The sequence below is a fragment of the Pontibacter ummariensis genome (assembly GCF_900188175.1).
GTDB classification, from domain to species: domain Bacteria; phylum Bacteroidota; class Bacteroidia; order Cytophagales; family Hymenobacteraceae; genus Pontibacter; species Pontibacter ummariensis.
The window spans coordinates 67,461-91,236 of sequence record NZ_FZOQ01000020.1 but is presented as its reverse complement, the minus strand read 5'-3'; the positions used below and the strand labels follow the sequence as shown (position 1 = coordinate 91,236).

19 protein-coding genes are annotated in these 23,776 nt (G+C 53.2%); 14 read left to right on the top strand and 5 right to left on the bottom strand.

The genetic code is table 11. The features are described 5' to 3' along the window. Positions 1-28: 28 nt before the first annotated feature. From CHB92_RS18910 to CHB92_RS18890, 5 genes are all read left to right on the top strand, one after another. Entirely contained in the window at positions 29-1,423 is a 1,395-nt protein-coding gene (locus CHB92_RS18910) for a vWA domain-containing protein (RefSeq protein WP_089320802.1), read from the top strand. Beyond that, positions 1,424-2,383 carry a transketolase family protein gene (locus CHB92_RS18905; RefSeq protein WP_089320801.1) on the top strand — a complete coding sequence of 320 codons (960 nt, stop codon included), beginning with the start codon at positions 1,424-1,426 and terminating at the stop codon, positions 2,381-2,383. A 113-nt stretch (positions 2,384-2,496) separates the two neighbouring features. Beyond that, positions 2,497-3,036, top strand: a complete 540-nt coding sequence (locus CHB92_RS18900; protein WP_089320817.1) for an RNA polymerase sigma factor — start codon at positions 2,497-2,499, stop codon at positions 3,034-3,036. A gap of 43 nt (positions 3,037-3,079) precedes the next feature. Further along, positions 3,080-3,514, top strand: coding sequence for a hypothetical protein (locus CHB92_RS18895; protein WP_089320800.1), 435 nt, complete (start codon positions 3,080-3,082; stop codon positions 3,512-3,514). Positions 3,515-3,521: 7 nt separating this feature from the next. Next, positions 3,522-3,977, top strand: a complete 456-nt coding sequence (locus CHB92_RS18890; RefSeq protein ID WP_179223109.1) for a Spy/CpxP family protein refolding chaperone — start codon at positions 3,522-3,524, stop codon at positions 3,975-3,977. Between the two features lie 114 nt (positions 3,978-4,091). Here the strand turns inward: CHB92_RS18890 and CHB92_RS18885 are convergent, their stop codons facing one another. The 4 genes from CHB92_RS18885 to CHB92_RS18870 all read right to left on the bottom strand — a co-directional run bounded on the left by CHB92_RS18885 (position 4,092) and on the right by CHB92_RS18870 (position 7,537). Further along, on the bottom strand, positions 4,092-5,897 hold the full coding sequence (locus tag CHB92_RS18885; RefSeq protein WP_089320799.1) for a DUF885 domain-containing protein: 1,806 nt from the start codon (positions 5,895-5,897) through the stop codon (positions 4,092-4,094). A 215-nt stretch (positions 5,898-6,112) separates the two neighbouring features. Continuing rightward, the gene (gene pepE / locus CHB92_RS18880) at positions 6,113-6,832 is read right to left on the bottom strand and encodes a dipeptidase PepE (RefSeq protein ID WP_089320798.1); all 720 of its coding nucleotides are present in this window, start codon (positions 6,830-6,832) and stop codon (positions 6,113-6,115) included. A gap of 122 nt (positions 6,833-6,954) precedes the next feature. Beyond that, a complete protein-coding gene (locus CHB92_RS18875) occupies positions 6,955-7,215 on the bottom strand; it encodes a hypothetical protein (protein ID WP_089320797.1) in 261 nt (86 codons plus the stop codon). 91 nt (positions 7,216-7,306) lie between these two features. Further along, a complete protein-coding gene (locus CHB92_RS18870) occupies positions 7,307-7,537 on the bottom strand; it encodes a hypothetical protein (protein ID WP_245842713.1) in 231 nt (76 codons plus the stop codon). Positions 7,538-7,833: 296 nt separating this feature from the next. Here CHB92_RS18870 and CHB92_RS18865 point away from each other — a divergent pair, with 296 nt between their 5' ends. The 6 genes from CHB92_RS18865 (at position 7,834) to CHB92_RS18840 (ending at position 14,312) form a co-directional block, all read left to right on the top strand. Beyond that, on the top strand, positions 7,834-8,922 hold the full coding sequence (locus tag CHB92_RS18865) for an MBL fold metallo-hydrolase (RefSeq protein ID WP_089320795.1): 1,089 nt from the start codon (positions 7,834-7,836) through the stop codon (positions 8,920-8,922). A gap of 165 nt (positions 8,923-9,087) precedes the next feature. Then, positions 9,088-9,819, top strand: a complete 732-nt coding sequence (locus tag CHB92_RS18860; protein ID WP_089320794.1) for a Dph6-related ATP pyrophosphatase — start codon at positions 9,088-9,090, stop codon at positions 9,817-9,819. 100 nt (positions 9,820-9,919) lie between these two features. After that, positions 9,920-10,447: a hypothetical protein gene (locus CHB92_RS18855; protein WP_089320793.1), complete on the top strand. Its 528-nt coding sequence runs from the start codon at positions 9,920-9,922 to the stop codon at positions 10,445-10,447. Between the two features lie 92 nt (positions 10,448-10,539). Continuing rightward, positions 10,540-11,727: an aspartate aminotransferase family protein gene (locus CHB92_RS18850; RefSeq protein ID WP_179223108.1), complete on the top strand. Its 1,188-nt coding sequence runs from the start codon at positions 10,540-10,542 to the stop codon at positions 11,725-11,727. Positions 11,728-11,878: 151 nt separating this feature from the next. After that, positions 11,879-13,636 carry an SLC13 family permease gene (locus CHB92_RS18845; RefSeq protein ID WP_089320792.1) on the top strand — a complete coding sequence of 586 codons (1,758 nt, stop codon included), beginning with the start codon at positions 11,879-11,881 and terminating at the stop codon, positions 13,634-13,636. A gap of 49 nt (positions 13,637-13,685) precedes the next feature. Continuing rightward, positions 13,686-14,312: a hypothetical protein gene (locus tag CHB92_RS18840; protein ID WP_144266344.1), complete on the top strand. Its 627-nt coding sequence runs from the start codon at positions 13,686-13,688 to the stop codon at positions 14,310-14,312. A gap of 62 nt (positions 14,313-14,374) precedes the next feature. Here the strand turns inward: CHB92_RS18840 and CHB92_RS18835 are convergent, their stop codons facing one another. Further along, positions 14,375-14,803 (bottom strand): tellurite resistance TerB family protein, encoded by a 429-nt coding sequence (locus CHB92_RS18835; RefSeq protein WP_089320790.1) that lies wholly within the window; start codon positions 14,801-14,803, stop codon positions 14,375-14,377. A gap of 336 nt (positions 14,804-15,139) precedes the next feature. Between CHB92_RS18835 and pfkA the strand changes: the two genes are divergently transcribed. From pfkA to tamL, 3 genes are all read left to right on the top strand, one after another. After that, positions 15,140-16,111, top strand: coding sequence for a 6-phosphofructokinase (gene pfkA / locus CHB92_RS18830; RefSeq protein WP_089320789.1), 972 nt, complete (start codon positions 15,140-15,142; stop codon positions 16,109-16,111). A 186-nt stretch (positions 16,112-16,297) separates the two neighbouring features. Beyond that, positions 16,298-21,358 (top strand): translocation/assembly module TamB domain-containing protein, encoded by a 5,061-nt coding sequence (locus CHB92_RS18825; RefSeq protein WP_308701864.1) that lies wholly within the window; start codon positions 16,298-16,300, stop codon positions 21,356-21,358. A gap of 15 nt (positions 21,359-21,373) precedes the next feature. Next, positions 21,374-23,767, top strand: coding sequence for a translocation and assembly module lipoprotein TamL (tamL, locus tag CHB92_RS18820; RefSeq protein ID WP_089320787.1), 2,394 nt, complete (start codon positions 21,374-21,376; stop codon positions 23,765-23,767). Positions 23,768-23,776: the final 9 nt, after the last annotated feature.

Genomic DNA, 23,776 nt, shown 5'->3' with positions numbered 1-23,776 from the left:
AGCTTCTACTATTGGCTTATACGCTCAGATGGCACACTGGCGCAATTTCATGCTAGCCGCACTCGCACTGTTGCTGATTTTTTCAGCGAGCGGAGAGGCTTTTTGCCAGGATAACAAGCCACAGGCTAAAACGCGCATCCTGTTTCTACTGGATGCCTCCGGCAGCATGCTGGCCAAGTGGGAAGACAGCGACCGCATGACAGTGGCCAAAAAGCTCCTGGCCGAACTGGTCGACTCACTGGACCATTACGAGAACCTGGACGTGGCCCTGCGGGTGTATGGACATCAGTTTGGCCGTGAGCGCAACGACTGTGAAGACACTAAACTGGAAGTGCCTTTCGCAGCGGAGAACACGGCGGCTATCAAAAAAAAGCTGGAGCAGATCGTGCCACGGGGCAATACGCCCATTACCTATTCGCTGCAGCAGTCGGCTGGCGATTTTCCGGATGATAAGGCCCGCAACGTGGTTGTTTTGATTACTGACGGATTGGAGTCCTGCGGAGGTGACCCCTGTGCTACCTCCCTGGCGCTGCAAAAGAAACGCATTTTCCTGCGGCCTTTCGTCATAGGCATAGGCATTGACCCTAACTATACGCAGCAGCTAAGTTGTATCGGGAAGTATTTTAATGCCTCAGACGTGCAGACCTTCGAGCATATCCTCTCGGAGATCATAACGCAGGCCCTGAGCCAGACCACCGTAAGCGTGGAACTACTCGATGAGCGGGGACAGGCAGTGGAGAGCAACGTGAACATGACGTTCCTCCATTCCCTGACCGGGCAACCGGCCTATAATTATGTGCACTATAAAAACGGCCAGGGCAAAGCTGATATCCTGGATGTGGACGCCTTGCAGCCTTATGACCTGGTGGTGAACACCACACCACCTGTTGTGCAGCGTGACCTCCAGATCCAGCCAGGGAAGCACAACGTGATACAGGTAAAATCGCCACAGGGGGAGCTGCACTTGCGTCAGGATGGTCCTTCTCCGTATGGAACGCTGGCAGCGATTGTAAGGCAGGAAGGCTCCCCGCAAACATTGCACGTGCAGGCCTTTGGCGAAAGGCAGAAGTACCTTGCCGGAAAGTATGACTTAGAGGTGCTGACCTTGCCCCGCATTTACCTGAACGATGTAGAAATAAAGCAGGGGCAGACAAATACTGTATCCATTCCTCCTCCGGGGCAGTTGTCTATCCCGTCACGGGTACAGGGCTACGGCAGTATTTACAGCCTGGACGAGAACAAGAAACAGCTATGGGTCTGTAACCTTCCGGAGGAAAACAGTAGTGTAACCCTGGCCTTACAGCCAGGAGATTATAGATTAGTTTACCGCATGAAAACCGCCCAGGCGAGTAAATTCACTGATGTACAAGATTTCACCATCAGGTCGGGCGCAACTACAACCGTAAAAATTTTCAATAGATAAATGAAAGATTTCCCGTACACAGAGAAAAAAGACACACGATCCGGCTTTGGAGCAGGACTCCTGGAGCTTGGGCGTACCAATCCGAATGTGGTGGGCCTTTGTGCCGACCTTACTGGCTCTATGAAAATGGATGCCTTCAAAAAGGAGTTTCCGGAGCGTTTCTTCCAGGTAGGCATTGCAGAGGCCAACATGATGGGCCTTGCCGCCGGCATGACCATTGGGGGCAAGATCCCTTACACAGGCACTTTCGCGAACTTCTCCACGGGTCGTGTGTATGACCAGATCCGCCAGTCTATCGCTTACTCGGGTAAGAACGTGAAAATATGCGCTTCGCACGCAGGCCTAACGCTGGGGGAAGACGGTGCCACGCACCAGATACTGGAAGACCTGGGCATGATGAAAATGTTGCCACACATGACGGTCATCAACCCTTGTGACTATAACCAGACAAAGGCGGCCACGATTGCTATTGCCGATTATGAAGGGCCGGTTTACCTACGCTTTGGCCGTCCGGTAATCCCTGTCTTCACTCCTGCCGATCAGAAGTTCGAGATCGGCAAAGCCGTGATGCTGAACGAAGGGACGGATGTGAGTATCTTCGCGACAGGGCACCTGGTGTGGAAGGCCATCCAGGCCGGGCATATCCTGGCTGAGAAAGGCATTAATGCTGAAATCATCAACATTCACACCATTAAGCCGCTGGACGAAGAGGCGGTGTTAAAATCCGTGGCCAAGACAGGCTGCGTGGTATCAGCTGAGGAGCATAACCGCTTCGGCGGCCTGGGCGACAGCATTGCGCAACTGCTGGTTAGAAAGCACCTCGCCCCGCAAGAGTATGTGGCGGTAAACGACACCTTCGGTGAAAGCGGCACCCCAGACCAGCTGATGGAGAAATACGGCCTGTCTGAAAACGACATCGTGGCTGCTGCCGAGCGCGCTATCAGCAGAAAAAAGCAGTAGTCACACCGCCGTAAAGCATTTAAATAAAAGTGAGAGGCTGTGCTGTTCGACAGGCACAGCCTCTTTTTGTAACCAAAGGCACGACCAAACTACTGTTAATTATTTCCGCAACAGTGGAAGACAAAGAGCTTTTAGAGAAATTCGCCCACCCCGAAAGCCGTAACCTGGCCTATAACCAGCTTGTCCGGAAGTACCAGCAAAAAGTGTACTGGCACATCCGCAAAATGGTGATAGACCACGACGATGCCGATGACCTTACCCAGGAAGTCTTCATCAAGATCTGGAAGAACCTGGAGAACTTCCGGCAAGACTCGCAGCTTTATACCTGGATCTACCGTATTGCCACCAATGAATGTCTCTCATTTTTGTCCAGCAAGAAAAGGAAGTTCTTCCTGCCTATCAACGATATAACGGCCGAGCTGATGGAGAAAGTAGAAGCTTCTCCGGACATAGCCGGCGATGAAGTGCAGCTAAAGCTGCAGAAGGCAATCTTACGCTTACCGGACAAGCAGCGCCTGGTCTTTAACATGAAGTACTTTGACGAGATGAAGTATGAGGAGATGTCCGCCATACTGGGTACCTCTGTCGGAGCCCTCAAAGCCTCTTATCACCTGGCTGTAAAAAAAATAGAAGAATTTCTAAAACAGGATTAAACTATACCTCATGTTATGTATCTAACAGATAGCAACACAAGAGATGAAAAAAGACCTAAAGCTTAGCGACATACCCAAGCACAACGTGTTTCAGGTGCCGGATGATTATTTCGACCGCCTGCCCATGCGTGTGATGGCACGAACTGCCGCTGTCGAAAGGGAGGAGGTCACCTGGCAAACCTCCTTCTGGCAGCGCTTGCGCCTGGCGCTGCCCGCCTTGGCACTGTTGCTGCTGTTTGCCGGAATTTATGTTCTGCACGTGCCAGCTCAGCCGGAGGAGCAGGCAACGAACCTGACCACGGTGTCTGATGCCCAAATTGTGGAGTACCTGAGTACCTATGCCACAGTAGAAAGTAGTGACTTTGCGGAGCTGAGCTCGCTGCAAGGGCAAGAGCTAACGGCAGAGTTTATGAACATATCCCCTGCCTCCGCAGCGGAAGAACTAGAATACTACAGACTCGATGAAATCGACTATTAATTCACCCATGAAGCGTTATACGATCCTATTCCTCCTTTTCTGTGCTTTTACCCTTAGTGGCACCGAAGCTATGGCACAGGAGCACCACCACAGGGAACACCGGGAGAAAGTGGAGGCAGCAAAGGTTGCTTTCCTGACTGATAAGCTAGGACTGACCGCAGAGCAAGCCCAGAAGTTCTGGCCACTCTACAACGAGTATGAGTCCAAGCGCCGGGCCCTCATCCACTCTTACCGCGAAGGTTACCGACGTGATTTAAGCACGCTCAGTGAGCAGGAGGCGAAGGCACGCATAGACAATATGTTTGTGGTGAAGGAGAGGGAGCTGGAGCTCGAAAAAGAGTACGCCACAAAATACCAGCGCATTATCTCCAACAAGCAGCTAATCCAGTTGTACCGGGGAGAACGCGAATTCACGAAAATGCTGCTAAAGAGACTGGATAACAAAGCTGTAAGCAGTAACTAAGTTTGGCTAAAGTTGAATGAGAAAAGGCGCCTCACATACCGTGGGCGCCTTTTTCTTTTGCTGGCAGCGACAGGCCTTAGCCCTCCTTTATGCCAGAGGGCTGCTAGCCACTTGCTAACTTTCCTTCTGGCGCTCGATCCACGCTTCGATCTTCTTCTCCAACACAGCCAGCGGCATAACACCCCCTTTCAGAATCTCGTCGTGGAAGGCGCTGATGCTGAACTTATCACCTAGCTCCTCCTCCGCCCTCTGCCGTAAGGCCTTCATCTTCAACTCGCCGATCTTGTACGACAGCGCCTGCCCAGGGATGGCCATGTACCTTTCGATCTCAGCTGTAGCCGCTTCCTCACTTGTCAGCTCATTATCCAAAGAATACTGGATGGCCTGCTCGCGGGTCCAGCCCTTGGCGTGCATGCCCACATCCACTACCAGGCGAATGGCCCGGTGCATCTCATCACTCAGGCGCCCGAAGTACTGGTAAGGGTCGGTGTACAGCCCTAGTTCTTTGCCAAGGCTCTCGGAGTAAAGGGCCCAGCCCTCTCCAAAAGCCCCGTACCAGGCATATTGCCGGAACTTCGGCAGCCCCTCCTGCTCCTGCTGCAGGGAGATCTGGTAATGATGCCCCGGGATCGCCTCATGCAGAAACAGCGACTCCATGCCCACCGCATTGTACTTGCTCGCGTCCAGGATCGGGACGTAGAAAATACCGGGGCGGGAGCCGTCGGGTGCCGGCGGGTTATACTCAGCACTCGCCGAAGCTGCCCGGAAGGCTTCCGTTTGGCGCACTTCAAACTCCGATTTCGGGGTAATACCAAACAATTGGTTCAGTTGCGGTTGCATACGCTGCTCTATCTGTTTGTAGGCGGCCAGCACTTCTTCCGGCGTCTTAAAGGGCGTGAACTTCGGGTTATCGTTTACATACTGAAAAAACTCTTTCAGCGTGCCTTTAAAGCCTACCTGCTCTTTTACTTTCTCCATTTCGCTGCGGATACGCGTCACTTCCTGCTCCCCGATCTCAAAGATCTCGTCCGGCGTCATGTCGGTAGTGGTCCAGTAGCGCACGAGGTAACGGTAATAGTCCTCTCCACCGGCTATGCCACTGATGCCTGTTGTGCTACGGCTCTTAGGCAGGTACTCCTGCTGCATAAAGTCGTACAGCCTTTTGTAAGTCGGGATCACCTCTTCGCGGATGGCCTGGGTATAGGCCTGGCGTATGCTGTCTTTTTCTGCGGCACTGAAGCTCTCCGGCAGGTTTTCTACCGGAGCCCAAAAGATGGTTTTGCTAGGGTCGTCCACCACCATAGCCTGCAACTGTGGCAACACCTTCTGCGTGAGGGTACGCGGCAGTATAATACCTGCGGCCATGCCACGGCGCATGTTGGCGATGGCCGTGTCTCCCCAAACTGTAAAACCCTTAATTCGCCCTAAAAAATCGCTGTAGTCCTCGGGTGTGTTAAAAGGCTGATTGCCGGAACCGGAACCTAACTGCGCCATGGTAATGGGCAGGCTCCAAAACTGGTTCAGGGGCAGAAGTTCTGATGGCTGGTCCAGGCCCTTCAGTGCCATCTGCATTTCATACTTAAAAATATCGTAACTGATCTGTTCCTGCGTGCCCAGCGCCTCCCGGTCGATGTTGTTTATTTGAGTAAGGTATTTCTGGTACAACTCCCGTACCTGCTGCTCGTGCTCCACTGTCAGATCATTTGGCAACTGATCGTTATAGCGTTTGTCGGCAATGGCTGTCGCCTCCAGCGGGAATAGCTTTAAGCGTTCCTCAAAGTAGTTCTCGAACAGCTGGCTTAAGTTCTCAGCCTCCACTGTCGCAGTTGTTTGCTCTTGTTCCGTCGTACGGGTACAGCCAACGGTACCTGCCGCTGAAAGCGCAAGTAGCATTGCTAAGGTCAGATGGTGTCTTTTCATAGATCGGCTCTATTTTTTTATCTTTCAAGATAGCACTTTTTAAGCAAGCTTCCTTTTAACCCCGGCCTCACGGTTTGCGCCTGTGGGGCCATTACAGGCTACATACAACAAGAAAGGTGAAGCACAGCGGCCCCACCTTTCCTTATTCGCTTACTCCCGTTTCTTTAGCTACCCCCTTCAAAGCGGAAGCGCAAACCGCCTTAACTCACGCTTTGTTAATAGGCATCCAGCAGGAAGTTGATATCATCTCCCGGCTTAAACTCCATGGGCTTTTCGGTCTGTAGGAAAACACGGGCTGAATGCGGCCCCAACAGCGCGATCTTATCCCCTTTTACGCGCAGCATGCTGCCTTCGCGCAGGCCCACCACCGGCTGTCGGTTGTGGTTGTGGAACTCGGCAATACGCGTTTCCCTGGTTTCCCCCATATGGGTAGACCCCTCTATCGGATCCTGGTAATGTGGGTTAATGTTAAAAGGGACCAGTTCCAGCGCCTCAAAGGTCTTCACGTGTACAATGGGCATGTCGTTCGTCGTGCCAATCGTCTTGCCTGCCACGTTGGTGCCGGCACTCGTGCCCATATAAGGCATTCCCTTCCGGGCACGCTCCCGCAAGGGCTTCACCAGGTTATTTGCGTAGAGGTTCCTTAAGAGCAGGAATGTGTTCCCGCCTCCTATAAAAACAGCCTCGGCCTCCTGTACTGCCTTCACCGGGTCGTCGTACTCATGCACGCCTGTTACACCTATGCCCCACTTCTCAAAGGCCTCCCGGGCCTTCGCTGTATACTCCTTGTTCGAGATACCACCCGGACGGGCATAGGGAACAAACAGGATGCTCGACTTCCCTTCCAAAAGGGCCTTCACCTCCTCTTCGGCATGCTCCAGGTAACCTGTACCATGCGTAGTCGAGGTACTTATTAGTAGTAGATTTCTGCTCATGCTCAAAAGTATTAATTTTAAAGGAGAGGCTGCACAAGCGGGGGAGCGAAATTAAATTTCATTCCCACTCCTAAAGGCAAGTACAGCAGACTAAGCCGGAAAAGTACCTCTCCCTGTTCCCTTCACTTCTCTTTATTTATCAGCTTCAGCTTCAGCTTGATGGTTTCCAGATAGGGCTCTAGGTGAGAATAACTCGTAAGGGCACGGACAAGGCCTATGCTCTTAAGATCGTAGAGAAACCAGATCTCTACATAGAAGTCACACAGCCAGTACAAGTCTATTTTGCACCATCCTTGTATGCGATGGTGCAGGTAATGCCCCTGTTCCAGGGCTAGCTCTGCCTGCAGGTGTGGCGGCAGCTGGTTAAATTCTTCGGCAGTCATTTTGTCTCTTCTACACGCGCTCCAACAATCACAAGAAAAAAGGCTGCGCGAGGCAGCCTTTATAGTTTAACGTAATTTTCCTGATTTTGGTCTAGTTCAGGTGCAGGGTGTACAGCTCAAAGCGGTTGGAGGCAAAGCTCCAGTGCGAGGATGACGGGTGAATTTCAATTCCGTCTTCGTCCATAATGGTGACAGCGAACCCTTCGCCCTGGTTCAGAGGCTCTGTGAAGTGCTTCACCGGATACACCTTCCCTTCTTCAATCCATTCTTCCGGCTCAAAGGCTGGCATCGACGCATCTACGCACTTTGCGTAAACGGACATATAGCTTGGGGGTACAAACAAATTTACCATATAGATTAAACTTTACAGCAAGATAAAAAATTCCTGCAAAACAGGAAATCTGCAAACAGCTATTTTGCATATTCTTAAAAACAACAGCGCTTTGTATAGGATTAACCTCATACGTGAAAAGATAAAAGCAAGCTAAGCCTCTTTGATACCACAAATACCATACAGTAAAATCGCCTGCTTTACAGCCTCTTTAAACGCTGTCTCGTACTTTACAACTTAAGCTGATTTTACTATATTTCATAAAACAATCAGATAAGGAGGCATTTATGGGCAACACCCTTGGCAGTAACAGGCAAAACTTTTCGGTGGCCCCCCTGGTGTGGGGCCTTAAAACCGTTTTTGTAAACCTATATTTTGTAGCTGAGCCAGACGGTTCCTGGGTCCTGATTGATACCGGTGTGGCGGGCAGTGCTTCTAAAATAAAAGAAATGGCGGAAGGCCTGTTCGGAGAGAACAACAGGCCGAAAGCTATTCTGCTGACGCACGGGCACTTCGACCACATTGGCAGCGTGAAAGAGCTGGCTGAAGAGTGGGAAGTGCCGGTATTTGCACACCCGCTGGAGCTGCCGTACTTAACCGGCCAGTCAAACTATCCGCCACCGGACTCTTCCGTAGGAGGAGGTGCAATGGCTTACATGGCCTTTATGTACCCCAAAAAACCCATCAACATCCGCGACCATGTGGAGTTGTTACCTCCGGACGGTACAGTGCCTGGCTTACCGCACTGGCGCTGGCTGCACACACCGGGCCATAGCCCGGGCCATGTTTCCTTTTTCCGGGGCGAGGACCGCACCTTAATTGCCGGGGATGCTTTTGTAACCCGTGATGGGGAATCGGCCATTGCCGTGATGACGGAAAAGCGGGAGGTACACGGTCCTCCAGCCTACTTTACCCCCGATTGGGGCGCTGCCCACCACTCCATAGACGAACTGGCAAACCTAAGCCCCGAAATAGCAGCCACAGGCCATGGCTTGCCGATGAAAGGGGAAGAATTGCGCAGACAGCTGGACGACCTGGTAAAAGACTTCTGGTTAAAGGAAGTTCCTAAAAGCGGCCGGTATGTACATGAGCCGGCTGTAACCGACGAGCAAGGCGTAGTGTCCGTACCACCACCGGTCAGCAACCCCGTTCCCACTGTACTAGCAGTTGCTGGGGCCGTGGCGCTGGCTGGCTTAGCCTGGGCGGCTTTCAGCAAAAGAAACGACAACACTTACCAGCGGAACAGGTACATCCGACAGCAAATGGAGCCACCCCTTAACAGGCCCTATTCTCATAACAGGGTTATGGCCGGCATGCCCCCTACCGTGGACCCGGAACATGATGATCCGCACGATAACACCAACAACTACCCTTGATAAAAAGCCTGTGGCGGAAATGTATTCCGCCACAGGCTTTTCTGCTAACCGCCTACCCTTTTTCAGGTCTGTCCCGCGTCTTCATTTAGCGTCAGCCAACTAGCGCTTTGGGCTTTTTTACTTACCTTCATGGCCAAAGCAACTGTTCCCTTAATCCAACTTCTTTTGATACCGAGCATTTTTAACTGGAGCGGCGGCAAGGACTCCACACTGTGCCTGCACCACCTTTTAAAAGAAAAGAAATACCAGGTGCATAGCCTGCTCACAACCCTTGGTGGTGCTACCGGGCGGGTGAGCATGCATGGTGTAAGGCAGGAACTGCTGAAACAACAGGCGTTCAGCTTAGGCCTCCCCCTGCAAGAGGTCATGCTCCCCGAGCAGGCCAGCATGAGCGCCTATAACGAAGCCATGGAACAGGCCTTGCAACCATTGAAACAAGCAGGCATAGCACATGCTGTATTCGGCGACATTAACCTGGAGGACCTTCGTATGTACAGGGAACAGCAGCTACAGCAGGTAAGCATGCAAGCCGTGTTCCCGCTTTGGGGGCGGGATACCCTGGAACTGGCGCAGGAGTTTATCTCCCTGGGCTACCGGGCCGTAGTGGTGTGCGTGAACGAACGGCTGCTGGATTCCAGCTTCGTTGGCAGGCATTTCGACGAAGCTTTTCTGCAGGACTTGCCCTCCACGGTAGACCCGGCCGGCGAGAACGGCGAGTTCCACACCTTTGTGTTTGACGGCCCGCTCTTTAAAGCGCCTGTACATTATACCTTGGGTGAGAAAGTAAGAAAAACCTATGGAATGCCTGCCAAGGAAAAGGACGATAACTGCTTTAAGAAGGAGGACAAACCCGCTTTTGATACCGGCTTCTGGTTTTGTGACTTGCTGCCCGCTTAATCACAAAGGTCTTCCTTCTTTCTGAGTACTTGATCGGCTCCTGCTTATAGCCTTCTCCCCTGTTACCCGTACTTATTACGATAACCCCTAGCCTGAACACATGCACTCTAACCACTCCGACCATTTTGCTGCCTACTCCGATGAGCAACTGTTTGAGGTGGTGCTGAACAAGGACGCCTATCGCCAAGAGGAGGTGTCAGCCGCTCTGGAAGAGGTGCAAAAGCGAGGGAAAGCCTCCGAACTTGCTAGTTTGATTCAAGGACAACTGGCAAGCGCTAAAGAGGAGCCGGCTGGTACAGCAGCGGCATGGCACCGAATAAACCCGCGCTACAGTATATCCCTCTATCCGGGCTCCCTGCAACAAATACAGTTCGAGCGGGCGCTGCTGGAGCACAATATTCCCTACCGGCTACAGGACACGAACAACTTTTCCGTTCCGGTTGCCCGTTACCTTTTCACCGAAGAGGATTTTCCAAAAGTTCAGGAGCTTTACGAAACCCTGTCCCCCTCCCCACCCGGAACACCAGCCTCTTTTGCAGGCATGCTGGCAGAGATTGGCAAGTACAAGTGTTACCTCATTGCCCTGTTGCTCTTTGTACTGCTGGCAGTTCTGCTGCTGGTTTCCTAACTGTTCCTGCTTGTGAAGGAGAGAGCATGACTTGCATGTTTCGCTTCGCCCACTCCTTCCTCCCTTCCTACTAATTTCCGTACCTTTGTCCTATGATTTCGATGAGGCAACTATTTCTGCAGAACGTGGCGCAGACATCAGACTTCCCCCTGATGATTGAAGTGGAGAAGGCAGAGGGCATATACATGTACGGCACCAAAGGCGAACGCTACCTGGACCTGATCTCTGGTATTGGCGTGAGCAATGTAGGGCACCGGCATCCGAAGGTATTAAAAGCTATCCACGAGCAACTGGATAAATACATGCACCTGATGGTGTACGGGGAGTTTGTACAGGCCCCACAGGCTCAGTTGGCGCAGGCTATTACCAGTACGCTTCCGGAGCGCCTTAACAACGTGTACCTGCTTAACTCCGGTGCAGAAGCAGTGGAGGGTGCCTTGAAGCTCGCCAAGCGCTACACCGGCCGGACAGAGCTCATTTCCTGCCGTAATGCCTATCATGGGTCCACACAAGGTGCCCTGTCTGTAAACGGTAGCGAGAGCTTTAAAAATGCCTTCCGCCCCTTACTGCCCGATGTCCGGCACGTCCGCTACAACCACCTCCCCGACCTCGAGGACATTACCCACCGCACGGCAGCTGTGATCATAGAAACGGTGCAGGGAGAAGCCGGTGTGCGGGTAGCCACAGACAACTACCTCCAGCACCTCCGCCAGCGCTGCACAGAAGTAGGCGCCCTGCTGATCCTGGACGAGATACAAAGCGGCTTTGGCCGCACCGGCACCTTCTGGGCCTTCGAGCAGTTTGGCATAGAGCCAGACATCTTACTTTGTGCCAAGGGGATGGGAGGCGGTATGCCGATCGGCGCTTTTATTGCCCCGCAGGAAGTCATGGCCGCTTTTAAGACAGACCCTATCCTGGGGCACTGTACCACATTTGGCGGGCATCCTGTAAGCTGTGCCGCCTCGCTGGCAACCCTGCAAACGATACAGGAGGAAAACCTGCTGGCCGGGGTGCAACCAAAGGCTGACTTGTTTAAAGAGCTGCTCGTGCACCCCCGCATCAAAGAGATCCGCAACTGCGGGCTGATGATGGCCGCCGAGTTCGAATCGTTTGAGGTACTAAAGGCAGTGATTGACCGGGCCATCCTCAATGGCGTGCTCACCGACTGGTTTTTGTTCTGCGACAACTCCATGCGCATTGCCCCTCCGCTTGTCATTACAGAAGAGCAGATCCGGGAGGCCTGCGCGATCATCCTGCGCTCCATCGAGGAAGTGCAATAGATAAACACCTATAGTACAAACAGTTGTACGACTAGTACAAACAGTTGTACGACAAGTAAATTTCTGTCCGGAATTACCACCGTTTACAGGCACTTGCACGTAAAAGCCGGAACTGCACCTTACGCCGAAGGTACAGGCAACCGGAAACTTTATGGAAATAGCACTTGTGCTGACATTGCTGGTCATCGCTGTGGTGTTGTTCGCTACGGAGAAGTACTCTGTCGAGATCGTGACGCTGGTGATGCTCACCGTTCTCGCCAGTGCCCGCATTATTACGCCGGAGGAGGCTTTTGATGGCTTTAGCAGTGACTTCATCATTGTTATCGCCTCGATCTTTATCCTAAGTGCCGCGCTGCAGGAAACGGGCATTCTGGACTTTGTCGTTATCCGGCTCGTCCAACTGGCGCACCGCAGTTCCAACCTGATGCTCTTTGTGGTGATGCTCATTACAGGCGTAGTATCGGCCTTTATGAACAACACCACGGTGACGGCTATGTTTGTAACACCACTCATAGGGCTGTCCAAGCGCGTTAACATCAGCGCTTCCAAGCTGTTAATGCCGCTTGCCTTCTCGGCTATTCTGGGGGGCACTTGCACGCTTATTGGCACCTCCACCAATGTGGCGGTCAGCGGCTACCTCGCCAAGACAGGCTTGCCCGCCATTGGCCTTTTTGAAATCACAGCGGTTGGGGCGGTTATCTTTTCCGTGGGCATGCTGTACATGATGACCCTTGGTCAGCGCATGCTGCCCAACAACGATGACCAGCAACTGACCGAAGAGTACAAGCTGCAAAAGTACCTTTCCGAAATCGTAGTGCTGCCCGACTCCCCCCTGGTAGGCCAGTTGGTGTTTGCCTCAGACCTTACCTCGCTCCACTTCCGGATGCTCAACATCATCCGGGACCACGAGAACTTCCTGCCCGACTTCCGCACCCGCATTCAGGCGAACGATATTTTACTCGTGGAGGGAGACCTGGACAACCTGATCAAGGTAAAGGAGACAAAAGGCATACAGATTATGGCCGACGCCATCCTGGAGAAAGACCTGCAGCCCGACAGCATCCGCTTAGCAGAGCTGCTGGTCGTCCGGCAGTCGAACCTGATCGGGCGCACGGTAAAAGAGGCTAACTTTCTGCAGCGTTACGGCCTGGTCGTGATTGCCATCTCGCGTTACGGCGAAACCTTACGGAGCAAGATAGGCAGCATTGAGTTGCAGCTGGGGGACCTGCTGCTAGTGCAGGGCTCCTCTGAGCGCCTGAACCAGCTCCGCGTGTCCCGCAATGTGGCCCTGCTGGATGAGTTTGAGCCCACGCTCTTCAAAAAGCGGAAAGGCTTGGTGGCGATTGCCTGCCTGGCGGGCGCCATTTTACTGGGCACCCTCCAGCTACTGCCTCTCTCCATTGCTTTCCTGCTCGGGGCCATGGCGAGCATCCTTTTCCGCTGTATTGGCACACAGAAAGCCTATGCGGCCATTGACTTCCGGCTCCTGATCCTTATTGGCGGTATGACCGCTTTCGGAACAGCCATGGAGAAGTCAGGGGCGGCAGACTTCCTGGCAGAAGGAATTGTGACCCTGGCGGGCCCTATGGGCAAGGTAGGCGTGCTGGCGGGCTTTGTGGTACTCACGGTGCTCCTGACCCAACCCATGTCCAATGCCGCCGCCGCGCTGGTCGTTGTGCCTGTCGCCCTTCGCACCGCCATTGAACTAGGCGCCGACCCCCGGACTTTTGCTATTGCTATTATGCTGGCCGCCTCCGTGTCGCTGGTTACGCCCTTTGAGCCTGCCTGTATCCTGGTCTACAGCCCGGGCAAGTACAAGTTTCGGGATTTCATTAAGATAGGCTCCCCCCTTACCCTTTTGCTCGTAGCCGTAATCCTGCTGCTGGTGCCCCTTTTCTGGCCCATGTAACAGCATGCCCCCATCCATAGTAAACATAAAAGATACAAGCGCAGACATCATGAAAAACATAGCATACATGCTGGGACTCCTGCTGCTGGCCTTTTCCTGCTCTCCCGAAAACGAGGAGGTGGCAGATGAGCAGGTAGATGTGGTCCCGGTACCGGAAGCTTTGGACTCCATTGCCAGTACAAACAAGGATGCCCTGAGGACAGACGAAAACAACGTATCCCCCACTGTGCCGCTGCCACAGCCACTCATGCAGCAGCTAACAACGGAGTATCAGGGTTGGGAGCAGCCTACACTGGCTGAGGGTGCGCAGGAAAGAGGCGCGGCCCTGCCACAGGGTCCCTTCATCGTACGGGGTGATTTTAATGGCGATAACTTGCAGGACGTGGCCCTGCAGTTAGAGAAAGATGGGGAAGTCATTGTGCTGGCTGCCCTCCACACAGAAGAAGGCGTGTATCAGTTGCACGAACTAAAGCGGGATATTCTCTTTAATGAGCGGGGCGTTCTTCAGAGCCTCTACTACCTGTACCTGGCTGAGGAAAACGAGGAGATCCTGAGCGTGGAGACAGCGGAGGAACTGGACATACCGTATGATGTGGTGGCACTCGGCATGGAAGATAACGTTACCGCCTTTATCTTTACCAATGGCCAGTTTAAGGAAGTTGTGATAGCGGAATAAGCTTACCCTGCAGCTTACGCTTGCCTACGGCTCAATAGGCTAGGCCTGGGGCAAGAAACTCGCTAGTAATTGAGGAAGGACTGCGTATCGCGCTTAATGCTGTCCCGTGTCAGGCCATCCTTTACCCCTGTCGTGATCCTGCGCACCAGCACCCCCACAATGGACTTCTTAAAGCCAAGCTTAGCTGCCATGCTGATACAGAAATCCATTTCGTTCTCATCCACGATGCCGTCGGCCAGCATCATCTCGACCAGGTCGTAGATCTGGTCGAAGCGTTCCGAGTCGTTAGAGGGGGATGGACAGTCTGACTCAGCCGAGTTGGAGATAAGGTGACGTACCTCTTCGGCCTTCATCCCATTTTTCGTTCCGATCGATATAATAAAGTTCATCTCCGTAGGATCCAAATGACCATCAATTTTGGCCAATGCACCCAGGTTTGTAATGTGGCTTTTTAACCTTTTTGTTTCTTCGCTCTCAAAAAAACCGAACATACGTTGCCTCTATAGGTTAGATTACTTTAACTTCGACATTTATTTTGCACTGACACTGTAAGTGCCACAGAATATGAAACGTAGCGCTACCAAGAATAGTCTCTCCGGTGAGTTTTCCTGCTGCCTGACGGCCTCTGCGGACATTTCGGTATTACATACGGTTTCCTATATTTAAGGTCTTGCTTTTAGTCCTTTTTTTAACTTTTGTTTCTTGTTTTTAACTTGCGCCTTGAAAGTGGGTAGGCAGGGAGGCCAAAAGCACCTCTTACCATAAGTGCAACGCTTAACAATTAATTTTATCAAGAATAGAAATTATAACTATATACAACATCAACCATGAAAAAAATTGGCGTATTTACTTCCGGCGGTGACGCTCCAGGCATGAACGCCTGCATCAGAGCAATAGTAAGAACTGCCATCTATCGTGGTTTGGAGGTATACGGTATTCGACGTGGCTATAATGGTATGATCAAAGGCGACATCTACAAGATGGAGTCTCATTCTGTAAGCAATATCATTCAGAAAGGCGGTACTATTCTTCGTTCTGCGCGCAGCACAGAATTTATGACGAAGGAAGGGCGCCGGAAGGCATACGAGCAACTTCAGCAGCATGGCATCGATGGCCTAGTGGCGATTGGCGGCGACGGTACGTTTACGGGAGCGAACATCTTCTTTGAAGAGTATGGCATCCCGACTGTTGGCGCCCCAGGCACTATCGACAACGACCTGTTCGGTACCGACTATACCATCGGCTACGACACGGCGGTGAACACCTCTCTGGACGCCATCGACAAGATCCGTGACACCGCCGACAGCCATGACCGTGTGTTCTTTATCGAGGTAATGGGCCGTGACTCTGGCTACATCGCTATCCCTTGTGCCATTGGTGGTGGAGCAGAGATCGTGATGATCCCGGAGACAGACACCAGCATCGAATATGTAGTGGAGACACTGCGTACAGGCTGGCGCCGTTCGAAAACCTCCTTTATCGTTATTATCGCCGAGGGTGGCGAGGCAGGCAGTGCAACAGAGGTGGCCGCGAAAGTACAGCAGGCGCTTCCGCACATGGATGCCCGTGTTACCATTCTGGGCCACGTACAGCGCGGCGGCTCCCCTACAGCGGCAGACCGGATGCTGGCCAGCCAATTGGGCATAGCCTGCGTGGAAGGTCTGTTAACCGGTCGCAAAAACGTAATGGCCGGTATTATCAACGCTGAACTGGTGTACACTCCATTCATCGAGACCATTACAAAAGACAAGGTGATTAACCCGCAGTTTATTGACATGGTCAACATTCTTTCTGTGTAATACCAGAAAGCTAATTTTTATACTTCTGTGGCTTTATGCCCAGAAGTATAAAAACAGTTTCCCCTCCTTTTACCACCCTCCTCCCTTCTATAAATCATTTTAAATAAAGGGTTTACAATTTAGCAATTCTCATTTCCCCATCCATCTTTATACAATTCCGTAAATAGCAGAGCACCTTACGAATGAATAGTTATCGCTTCTGCTAAACACATAGGACGCCTCATTTTAAAGATCATACTCTGGCCACTTGCCATTGTAGCGGGTCTTCTTATTCTGATTGTTATTGCCCTGCAGTTCCCCGCTGTGCAAAATTACCTTGCCCAACAAGGGGCCGACTACCTCGAGGACACGCTTGGCACCAAGGTAGACATCGGCGGCTTTACCACTGACTTCGGGAATACCTGGGTACTGCAGGACGTGTATGTGGAGGATCAGCAGCAGGACACCCTCTGGTACAGCCAACGTTTGGGCGCCGACCTGGACATCCTGGCCCTGCTCTCCGGAAACCTGGACTTAGGCGATATCTCCCTGCAAAAGGCCACTGTGAAACTGCACATCCGCGAGGACGGCTCCACGAACTACGACTTTATCATGGAGGCCTTCGCTCCCACGGACACCGCCGCCACACAACCAGCCGACACGTCGGCCGCCATGCAGATCAGCATTGACGAAGTTCGGCTCGATGACGTGTACCTTGTTTTCCGGGATGAAGCCGGCGGCAACTTTGTGCGCACACGCATCGGGGAACTGTATACCTCCATGGATGAAATTAACCTAGACGAGCAGCGCTACCTGGTGGATGAGATCGAGCTAAGCAATACCTGGGCCTACTACGAACAAACAAAGCTCCCCCCCGAAAGCGAAGACGCCCCACAGCCACTGGAACTGGATTTTGGGCTGAACCGGGTGGCGCTGGAGGATATCCTGCTGACCTACATCAGCAGGCCGGCAGGACAGCGGGCCGAGCTGAAGCTGGGCGAGTCGGAGCTGGTGGCGCACGACATTAACCTGGAAGAGGCCCGGATTGACCTGAAAAGCTTTGCCCTGCACAACACCTCGGTGCTGTATGCCATGGATGGCGAGGTGCCGAACGACTCTACGGAAGCCCCACCAGAGGAACCCGATGAGATCGTGAACGACCCGAACGCAGTGCCCATGGACTGGCTTGTAACCTTAGGAGAGCTTGACGTTACCTACCTGGACGTGGACTTTGAGGTACTGGGTGCACCCGAGCAGCCACAAGGGATGAACTACAACGACCTGCTCTTTACCGATGTTGTGGTAGATGCGGAGAACATCCTTTACAGCCTCAACCGCTTCCACGTAGACCTGAACCAACTGACGCTACAGGAACAGAGCGGCTTTGAAATAGAGAACTTCCAGGCACTCATTGAAGTGGATACGACCAGTGCCAGCCTGCGCAACCTGGACCTGCGCACGAACAACAGTCTTATCCAAAGCGACTTGGCCATTACGTATCCTTCTTTGGAAGCCATTACCGAACGCCCATCGTTGGTTGGTGTAAGGGCAGACATCAACAACACCGTTATAGGGCTTCAGGACATACAGTACCTGTTGCCGGACATAGCGGCAGACCCTGCCTTTAAGAGTATTGTCAACTCCGAGGTTAAAGTGGAGGCTGAAGTAACTGGCACACTCGATAACCTACGTTTGCAGGATTTACAGGTGGCGGGCCTTAAGAACACCTATGTGGATGTGAGCGGCACAATACGCAACGCCATGGACCCTGAGAACCTCTACCTCGACCTGGACATAGACCGCTTTGCCACCACCCGGACCGATGTACAGGCCCTGCTACCCGCAGGCACTATTCCTGAAGGCTTCCGGCTACCCAACCAAATCAGTTTGGAAGGAAACTACACCGGCTCCCTCACTTCCTTTGACGTGAATACCCAGCTTAAGAGCTCCTTTGGCAACATTGATGTAGACATAGACACCGGTCCGAACGAGCGCTTCACCGCTACGGTTAGCTCCACTGGCTTTGACCTTGGGCAGGTGATAGAAGACAGCCTTGGCCTGGGAGAGATTGCCTTTGCCGCCAAAGCCACCGGCACCGGGCTTACCACTCCTGCGGAGATGGTAGCAAATGTTGATGCCGAGATCATAATCTTCGAATACAACAACTATACCTACAACGACATTGACATTGAGGCTGAGATTAACAGGAGCCTTTACCAGGTAAGTGCCGTGGCAGAGGACGAGAACCTGGCCTTTGCCCTGACAGGCGAGTTTAACATGCGCGATACGCTGCAGCCTGCGTATGCCTTTAACCTCGCCCTGAAAGAAGCGAATCTACACGCCCTCAACTTTTACCCGGACACGCTTGCTGTAGAAGGGCAGTTGGAGGGGAGGTTTACCGGAGTAGACCCTGCCAAGCTCAGCGGAGTGCTAACAGCAGAGCAACTGGTCATACGCACCGCCGAAGAGGTATTCCCTATCGACACCTTGGTGATGGCATTGGAACAGACCGGGGAAATAGCAGAGCTGGACGTCCGGTCTGACGTCCTGGACGGGCAGGTGCGTTTCGAAAACACCCTCGCCACGCTGCCCGTGGCCCTGCAAAAGTATTTCTCTACCTACTTCGACCTGCAGCCAGACCCTCCCTACCCTGCTGGGGTGAACCTGGAGGACTTCACTTTTGCCCTGAACCCCAAGCAGACCCGCATTCTCACGGCCTTTGTGCCGGGCCTGCAGCAGCTCCAGAGCGGCCCCATCACGGGGGCTTATAACAGCGAGACCCAGGAGTTCGAAATGTACGGAAGAATTCCACTGATAGAGTACACCGACTACGTGATGCGGGGCTTAGGCCTGCAGGTAACAGGAGATGAAAACAGCCTGAGTTATGATGTTACCTTAGATGCCTTCGTGACGCCGGACTTTACGGTAGATCATATAGGCCTGGAGGGGGCTGCCCGTGACGACTCTTTGGCTGTGCGCCTGGCAATTGCGGGAGACAGCGTGCTGAACGACGACAAGCTGGTGCTTGGAGGCGTGCTGACCAGCGAAGGCAGGGGCTTCCGCTTCTCCTTTGATCCGGATGCCGTCGTGATCAACGGCGATGACTGGGACGTGCCCCCCGGCAACTACCTGCTGTTCGGCTCGGACCTGCTTTATGCTAACAACGTGGTGCTAAGCCATGGCGCCAGTGCCATCGCCCTTAACAGCACCGGCCCTGTAACTGCCAATGCACCGCTACATGTTGCTTTCGATAACGTGGACATTGCCTATATGCTAAGCACGTTCCAGGAGCCACAGGATACCAGCCTGATTGCCGGCACCATTAACGGAGAAGCCACTTTACGGGATATACTCACAGGCTCGCCTGTCTTTACCTCAGACCTGCAGGTGGAAGACTTTATTTACGACGGCTCCATGGTAGGAGACCTGGCTGTGGAAGCAAGCAGCGCGCCCGGCAACCGCTACAATGTGGACGCACTGCTGACAGACAACGGCAACGAAGTGGTGATAGACGGATTTCTGGAGGCACAGCCCAACGCCACCCTGCTTAACCTCAGGGCAAACATCGACCGGCTGAACCTGGCCTCCCTGCAGGGCTTCACGGCGGGAATGGTCGAGGCGATGGACGGAGCGGCAGAGGGCGACCTGCGCATTACCGGCACCTTAGACAACCCGGACATCATAGGCGAGCTGAATTTTGACCAAGCGCAGTTTGCCATCACCATGCTCGGCTCCTTGTACCGGGTAGATGATGAGCAGCTGGTATTTAATGAAGCAGGTATCCTTTTCCCTAACTTTGTACTCACCGACACCCTCAATAACGAACTGGTGGTAGAGGGCAGAATGCTGACACAGGACTACACGGACTTCCAGTTCGACCTGACGGTGGAGACAGACCGCTTCCTGGCCCTTAGCTCTACCGCCGCCGACAATGACCTGTACTACGGCGATGTGCTGGTAGCCGCGGATGCTGCTATATCCGGAACCCTGGCACTGCCCGTAGTCAGAGCCGAGGTGCGCGTGCTCGATGGCTCTGAGTTCACCGCCGTGGTTCCGGCCGATGAGGTTGCCGCCGCCGAGCGGGAAGGCGTGGTAGAGTTTGTAAACCTGAACGAGTCGCTAACCGGCATTGTGGGGACCGGGTACGAAGAAGACTCTGTGGAGGTAGAGGGCTTTGTGGGGGCTGATGTGGAAGTAGAGCTATACGTAACCGACGCTACCCCTATCTCGATCGTGATTGACCCTATTACCGGTGACAACCTGGTGGTGCGAGGTACTGCCGACCCGCTGTTTATTGGCATGCGGCCCAGCGGCGAAATTAACATGACAGGCCGCTACGAGGTGTCGGAAGGCAGTTACAGCATGGACTTCTACGACCTGGTGTCCCGCGAGCTAGCCATAGCAGACGGTAGCTACATCACCTGGACGGGCGATCCCCTGCAAGCGGACATGAACATCACAGCTGTTTATACCGTAGAGGCAGCTCCACGCGAACTCGTTGCGTCCCAGGCAGTGGGCACAGACAACCCTGCTCTCCGCAACCAATACACTTTCCTGGTTTATGTGAACGTAGAGGGCGACATATTACAGCCCCAGATAAACTTTGAGATTGAGCTCCCGGAAGAGGAGCGTGGCAATGTACCCGCGCAGGTCACCGCCAGCCTGGCTGCCCTGGAGGAAGATGTGGCAGAACTGAACAAGCAGGTCTTTTCGCTGCTTGTGCTGGGCAGGTTCATGGCACCGGACCCACTCCAGAGCTCTGGCGGTGGCTTTGAGGGCACGGCCCGCAACAGCCTCAGCGGTCTGCTAACCGACCAACTCAACCAGCTCACCCAGCAGTACGCGGGGGGCCTGGGGCTGGAGCTGGGCGTAGATTCATACCAGGACTTCTCCTCGGGTTCTGCTGAGGGACGCACAGACCTCAATGTTGCCCTGCGCCAGCAGTTCCTCGATGATCGCCTGACGGTACGGGTAGGAACGGATATCGGACTGGAAGGGCAAAGCCAGCAGAACCGAAACGTAAGCGGCTTTGGCGGCGACATCTCGGTGGAGTACTCGCTGACAGAAGACGGCCGCCTGCGGGTACAGGCTTTCCAGCGCAACCAGTTCCAGGACTTCCTCGAGGGAGACGTCCGCGCAACCGGGGCCGCCCTGATCTATCAGCGTGAGTACAATAATTTTTCGGACCTGTTCCGTTCGCTCGAGAACAGGCGCAGAAAAGAAAAACTGAGAAGAGAAGAGGAAATTATGACAACAGAAACCAGATAGCAGAAAAGATTACCCATGACACCATCCATACCTTGTAAACAACTATTACGCCTGCCAGTACTGTCGCTCTTACTGTTAGTACTGCTTGTTTCGGGGTGTAATGTTACCAAGTATGTGCCAGAAGGAGACGCCCTGTTTGTTGATTACAGTGTGAAAGTAGTAGGCGAAGACGCCAGCACCAAAAGAGACCAGAACCTGGAAGCTGAGTTGGCCCGCGTTGTGAAGCCCGAGCCCAACACCTCTTTCCTGGGCTTGTACCCTAAGTTATGGATCTACAACACCTTCTACACCGAAAAGGACAAGGGCATCAAGAACTGGATTCAGACGAAGTTTGGAGAGGAGCCGGTCCTGCTCTCAGAGGTAGACACCAGCGCCTTGAACGAGATCATGAGCAACCGCCTGCACAACAGGGGCTATTTTAACAATAACATACAGAGTAACGCCATTGTTGAAAACCAGAAAGCGGTCATCAACTGGGCAGCTTTTATAGGTGAGCCTTACACAATCCGCAATATAGAGTACACTTTGGTGGAGCCTGACTCTTTGCCTGCCCGACGGGACGTGCCTGTTTACCGCGACATCCAGCAGACCCGGGAAGGCTCCCTGTTAGAGACTGGCACCCCTTATAACCTGCGGACCATGATCGCCGAGCGGGCACGAATCGACTCCATCCTTAAAAGTGAAGGCTACTACTATTTCAGCCCTGACCTGCTCATCTTTAGTGTCGATTCACTTATTGGGGACAGGCAGGTGGATGTGCTGTTGCGGATAAAAAGCTCCGCGCCGCGCCGCGCACTGCACCCCTACAAGATCGATGATGTGTACATCTTTGCCAACTACTCGCTGGGCGACAGCCTTTCTGTGGCTGACACCATCGACTATAAGGGCTATCACTATATCCCGAACGAGAACTACGTGCGGGCACGCCACTTGCTGCGGGGTGTTTTTCTCGAACAGGATAGCCTTTATACCCGGCAGGATGTGCTCCTGACGACGAACCGCCTGCTGGGGCTGCCAGCATACAAGTACGTAAACGTGGAGTTTGAGCGGGACAATCTTAAAAACCACATGCTGGACGCCTATATCTACCTGACACCTGCCCTTAAAAAAGCGCTGCGGGCTGAAATAAAGTACGTGCGAAAGACAAACAACTTTGCTGGCCCCGGGCTGTCCGTCTCGTTCCGCAACCGCAATGCCTTTAAAGGTTCTGAGCTTTTAACCGTGGAAGGCACCGCCCGGTTTGAGACGCAGGTAGGGGGCAGAAGTGCGGGAGATGCTCCGGAGGGTGTTCCGGTAGCAGGCAACAACTCCCTTAACTCTTATGAGTTAGGCATACAGGCTGGCATCACAATTCCACGCATTGTATCTCCCTTTAACTTACCCAACCTGCGTACCCTGTACGTGCCTACCACGGCCATTGCGGCAGGGTTTAACCTGCTCAGCAGGGTTGAGTTCTTCCGCATGAACTCTTATAACGCCTCCTATGGCTACAGTTGGCGGCCAAAGCAAACGCTTACCCATGAAATATCCCCCATCAACCTGCAGTATGTACGATTAAGTAACGTAACAGAGGCATTTAGCGAGATACTGGAAACCCAGCCTTACCTGCTGCGCAGCTTCCGGAACCAGTTTATCATAGGGCCCGTGTACGAGCTTACCTACACCACCCAGGTCTTTCCGGAGCGTACCCACCAGGTCTTCAACCACCTGACAATTGATGTATCGGGTAATGTGGTAAGTGGGATACAGTCCTTGCTCGGAGCAGCCCCCCCGACTGCAGAAGAGCCACGCACGCTGCTCGGGCAGCCTTACTCGCAGTACTCCCTCTTTTTGAATGACTTCAGGTACTATTGGAACATCACGGAAGAGAGTCAGTTAGTAGCCCGCCTGGTAGCGGGTGCAGGCTTTACCTATGGCAACTCAACGGTGCTACCCTATGTAAAGCAATTTTCCATTGGCGGTCCTAACAGTATCCGGGCCTTCCGGGCGCGCAGCATTGGTCCTGGCACTTACAACGTTCCCGACGAGTATGCCTTTGCCTACTTCGACCAGCTCGGTGACATAAAACTGGAGTCTAACCTGGAGTACCGCTTCCCTATTGCCGGCTTCTTTAAAGGGGCCGTATTCGTGGATGCCGGTAACATCTGGCTCATGGACGAGGCACGGGACAACGAAGGCCAGGAGAAACCCCAATTCGACCCGAACACCTTTCTCAGTGAAATAGCCGTTGGTACCGGTTTTGGATTACGCGTGGATGTGGACTTCTTCGTAGTACGCTTTGACGTGGGTATTCCGGTCAGGGTGCCTTACCTCCCAAAGGGAGACCGCTTCGTGTTGGGAGACTTCAACGGCAAGTTTAATGGCGAAAACGGCATGCTCCTCAACATCGCCATCGGCTACCCGTTCTAAAGGGAATGT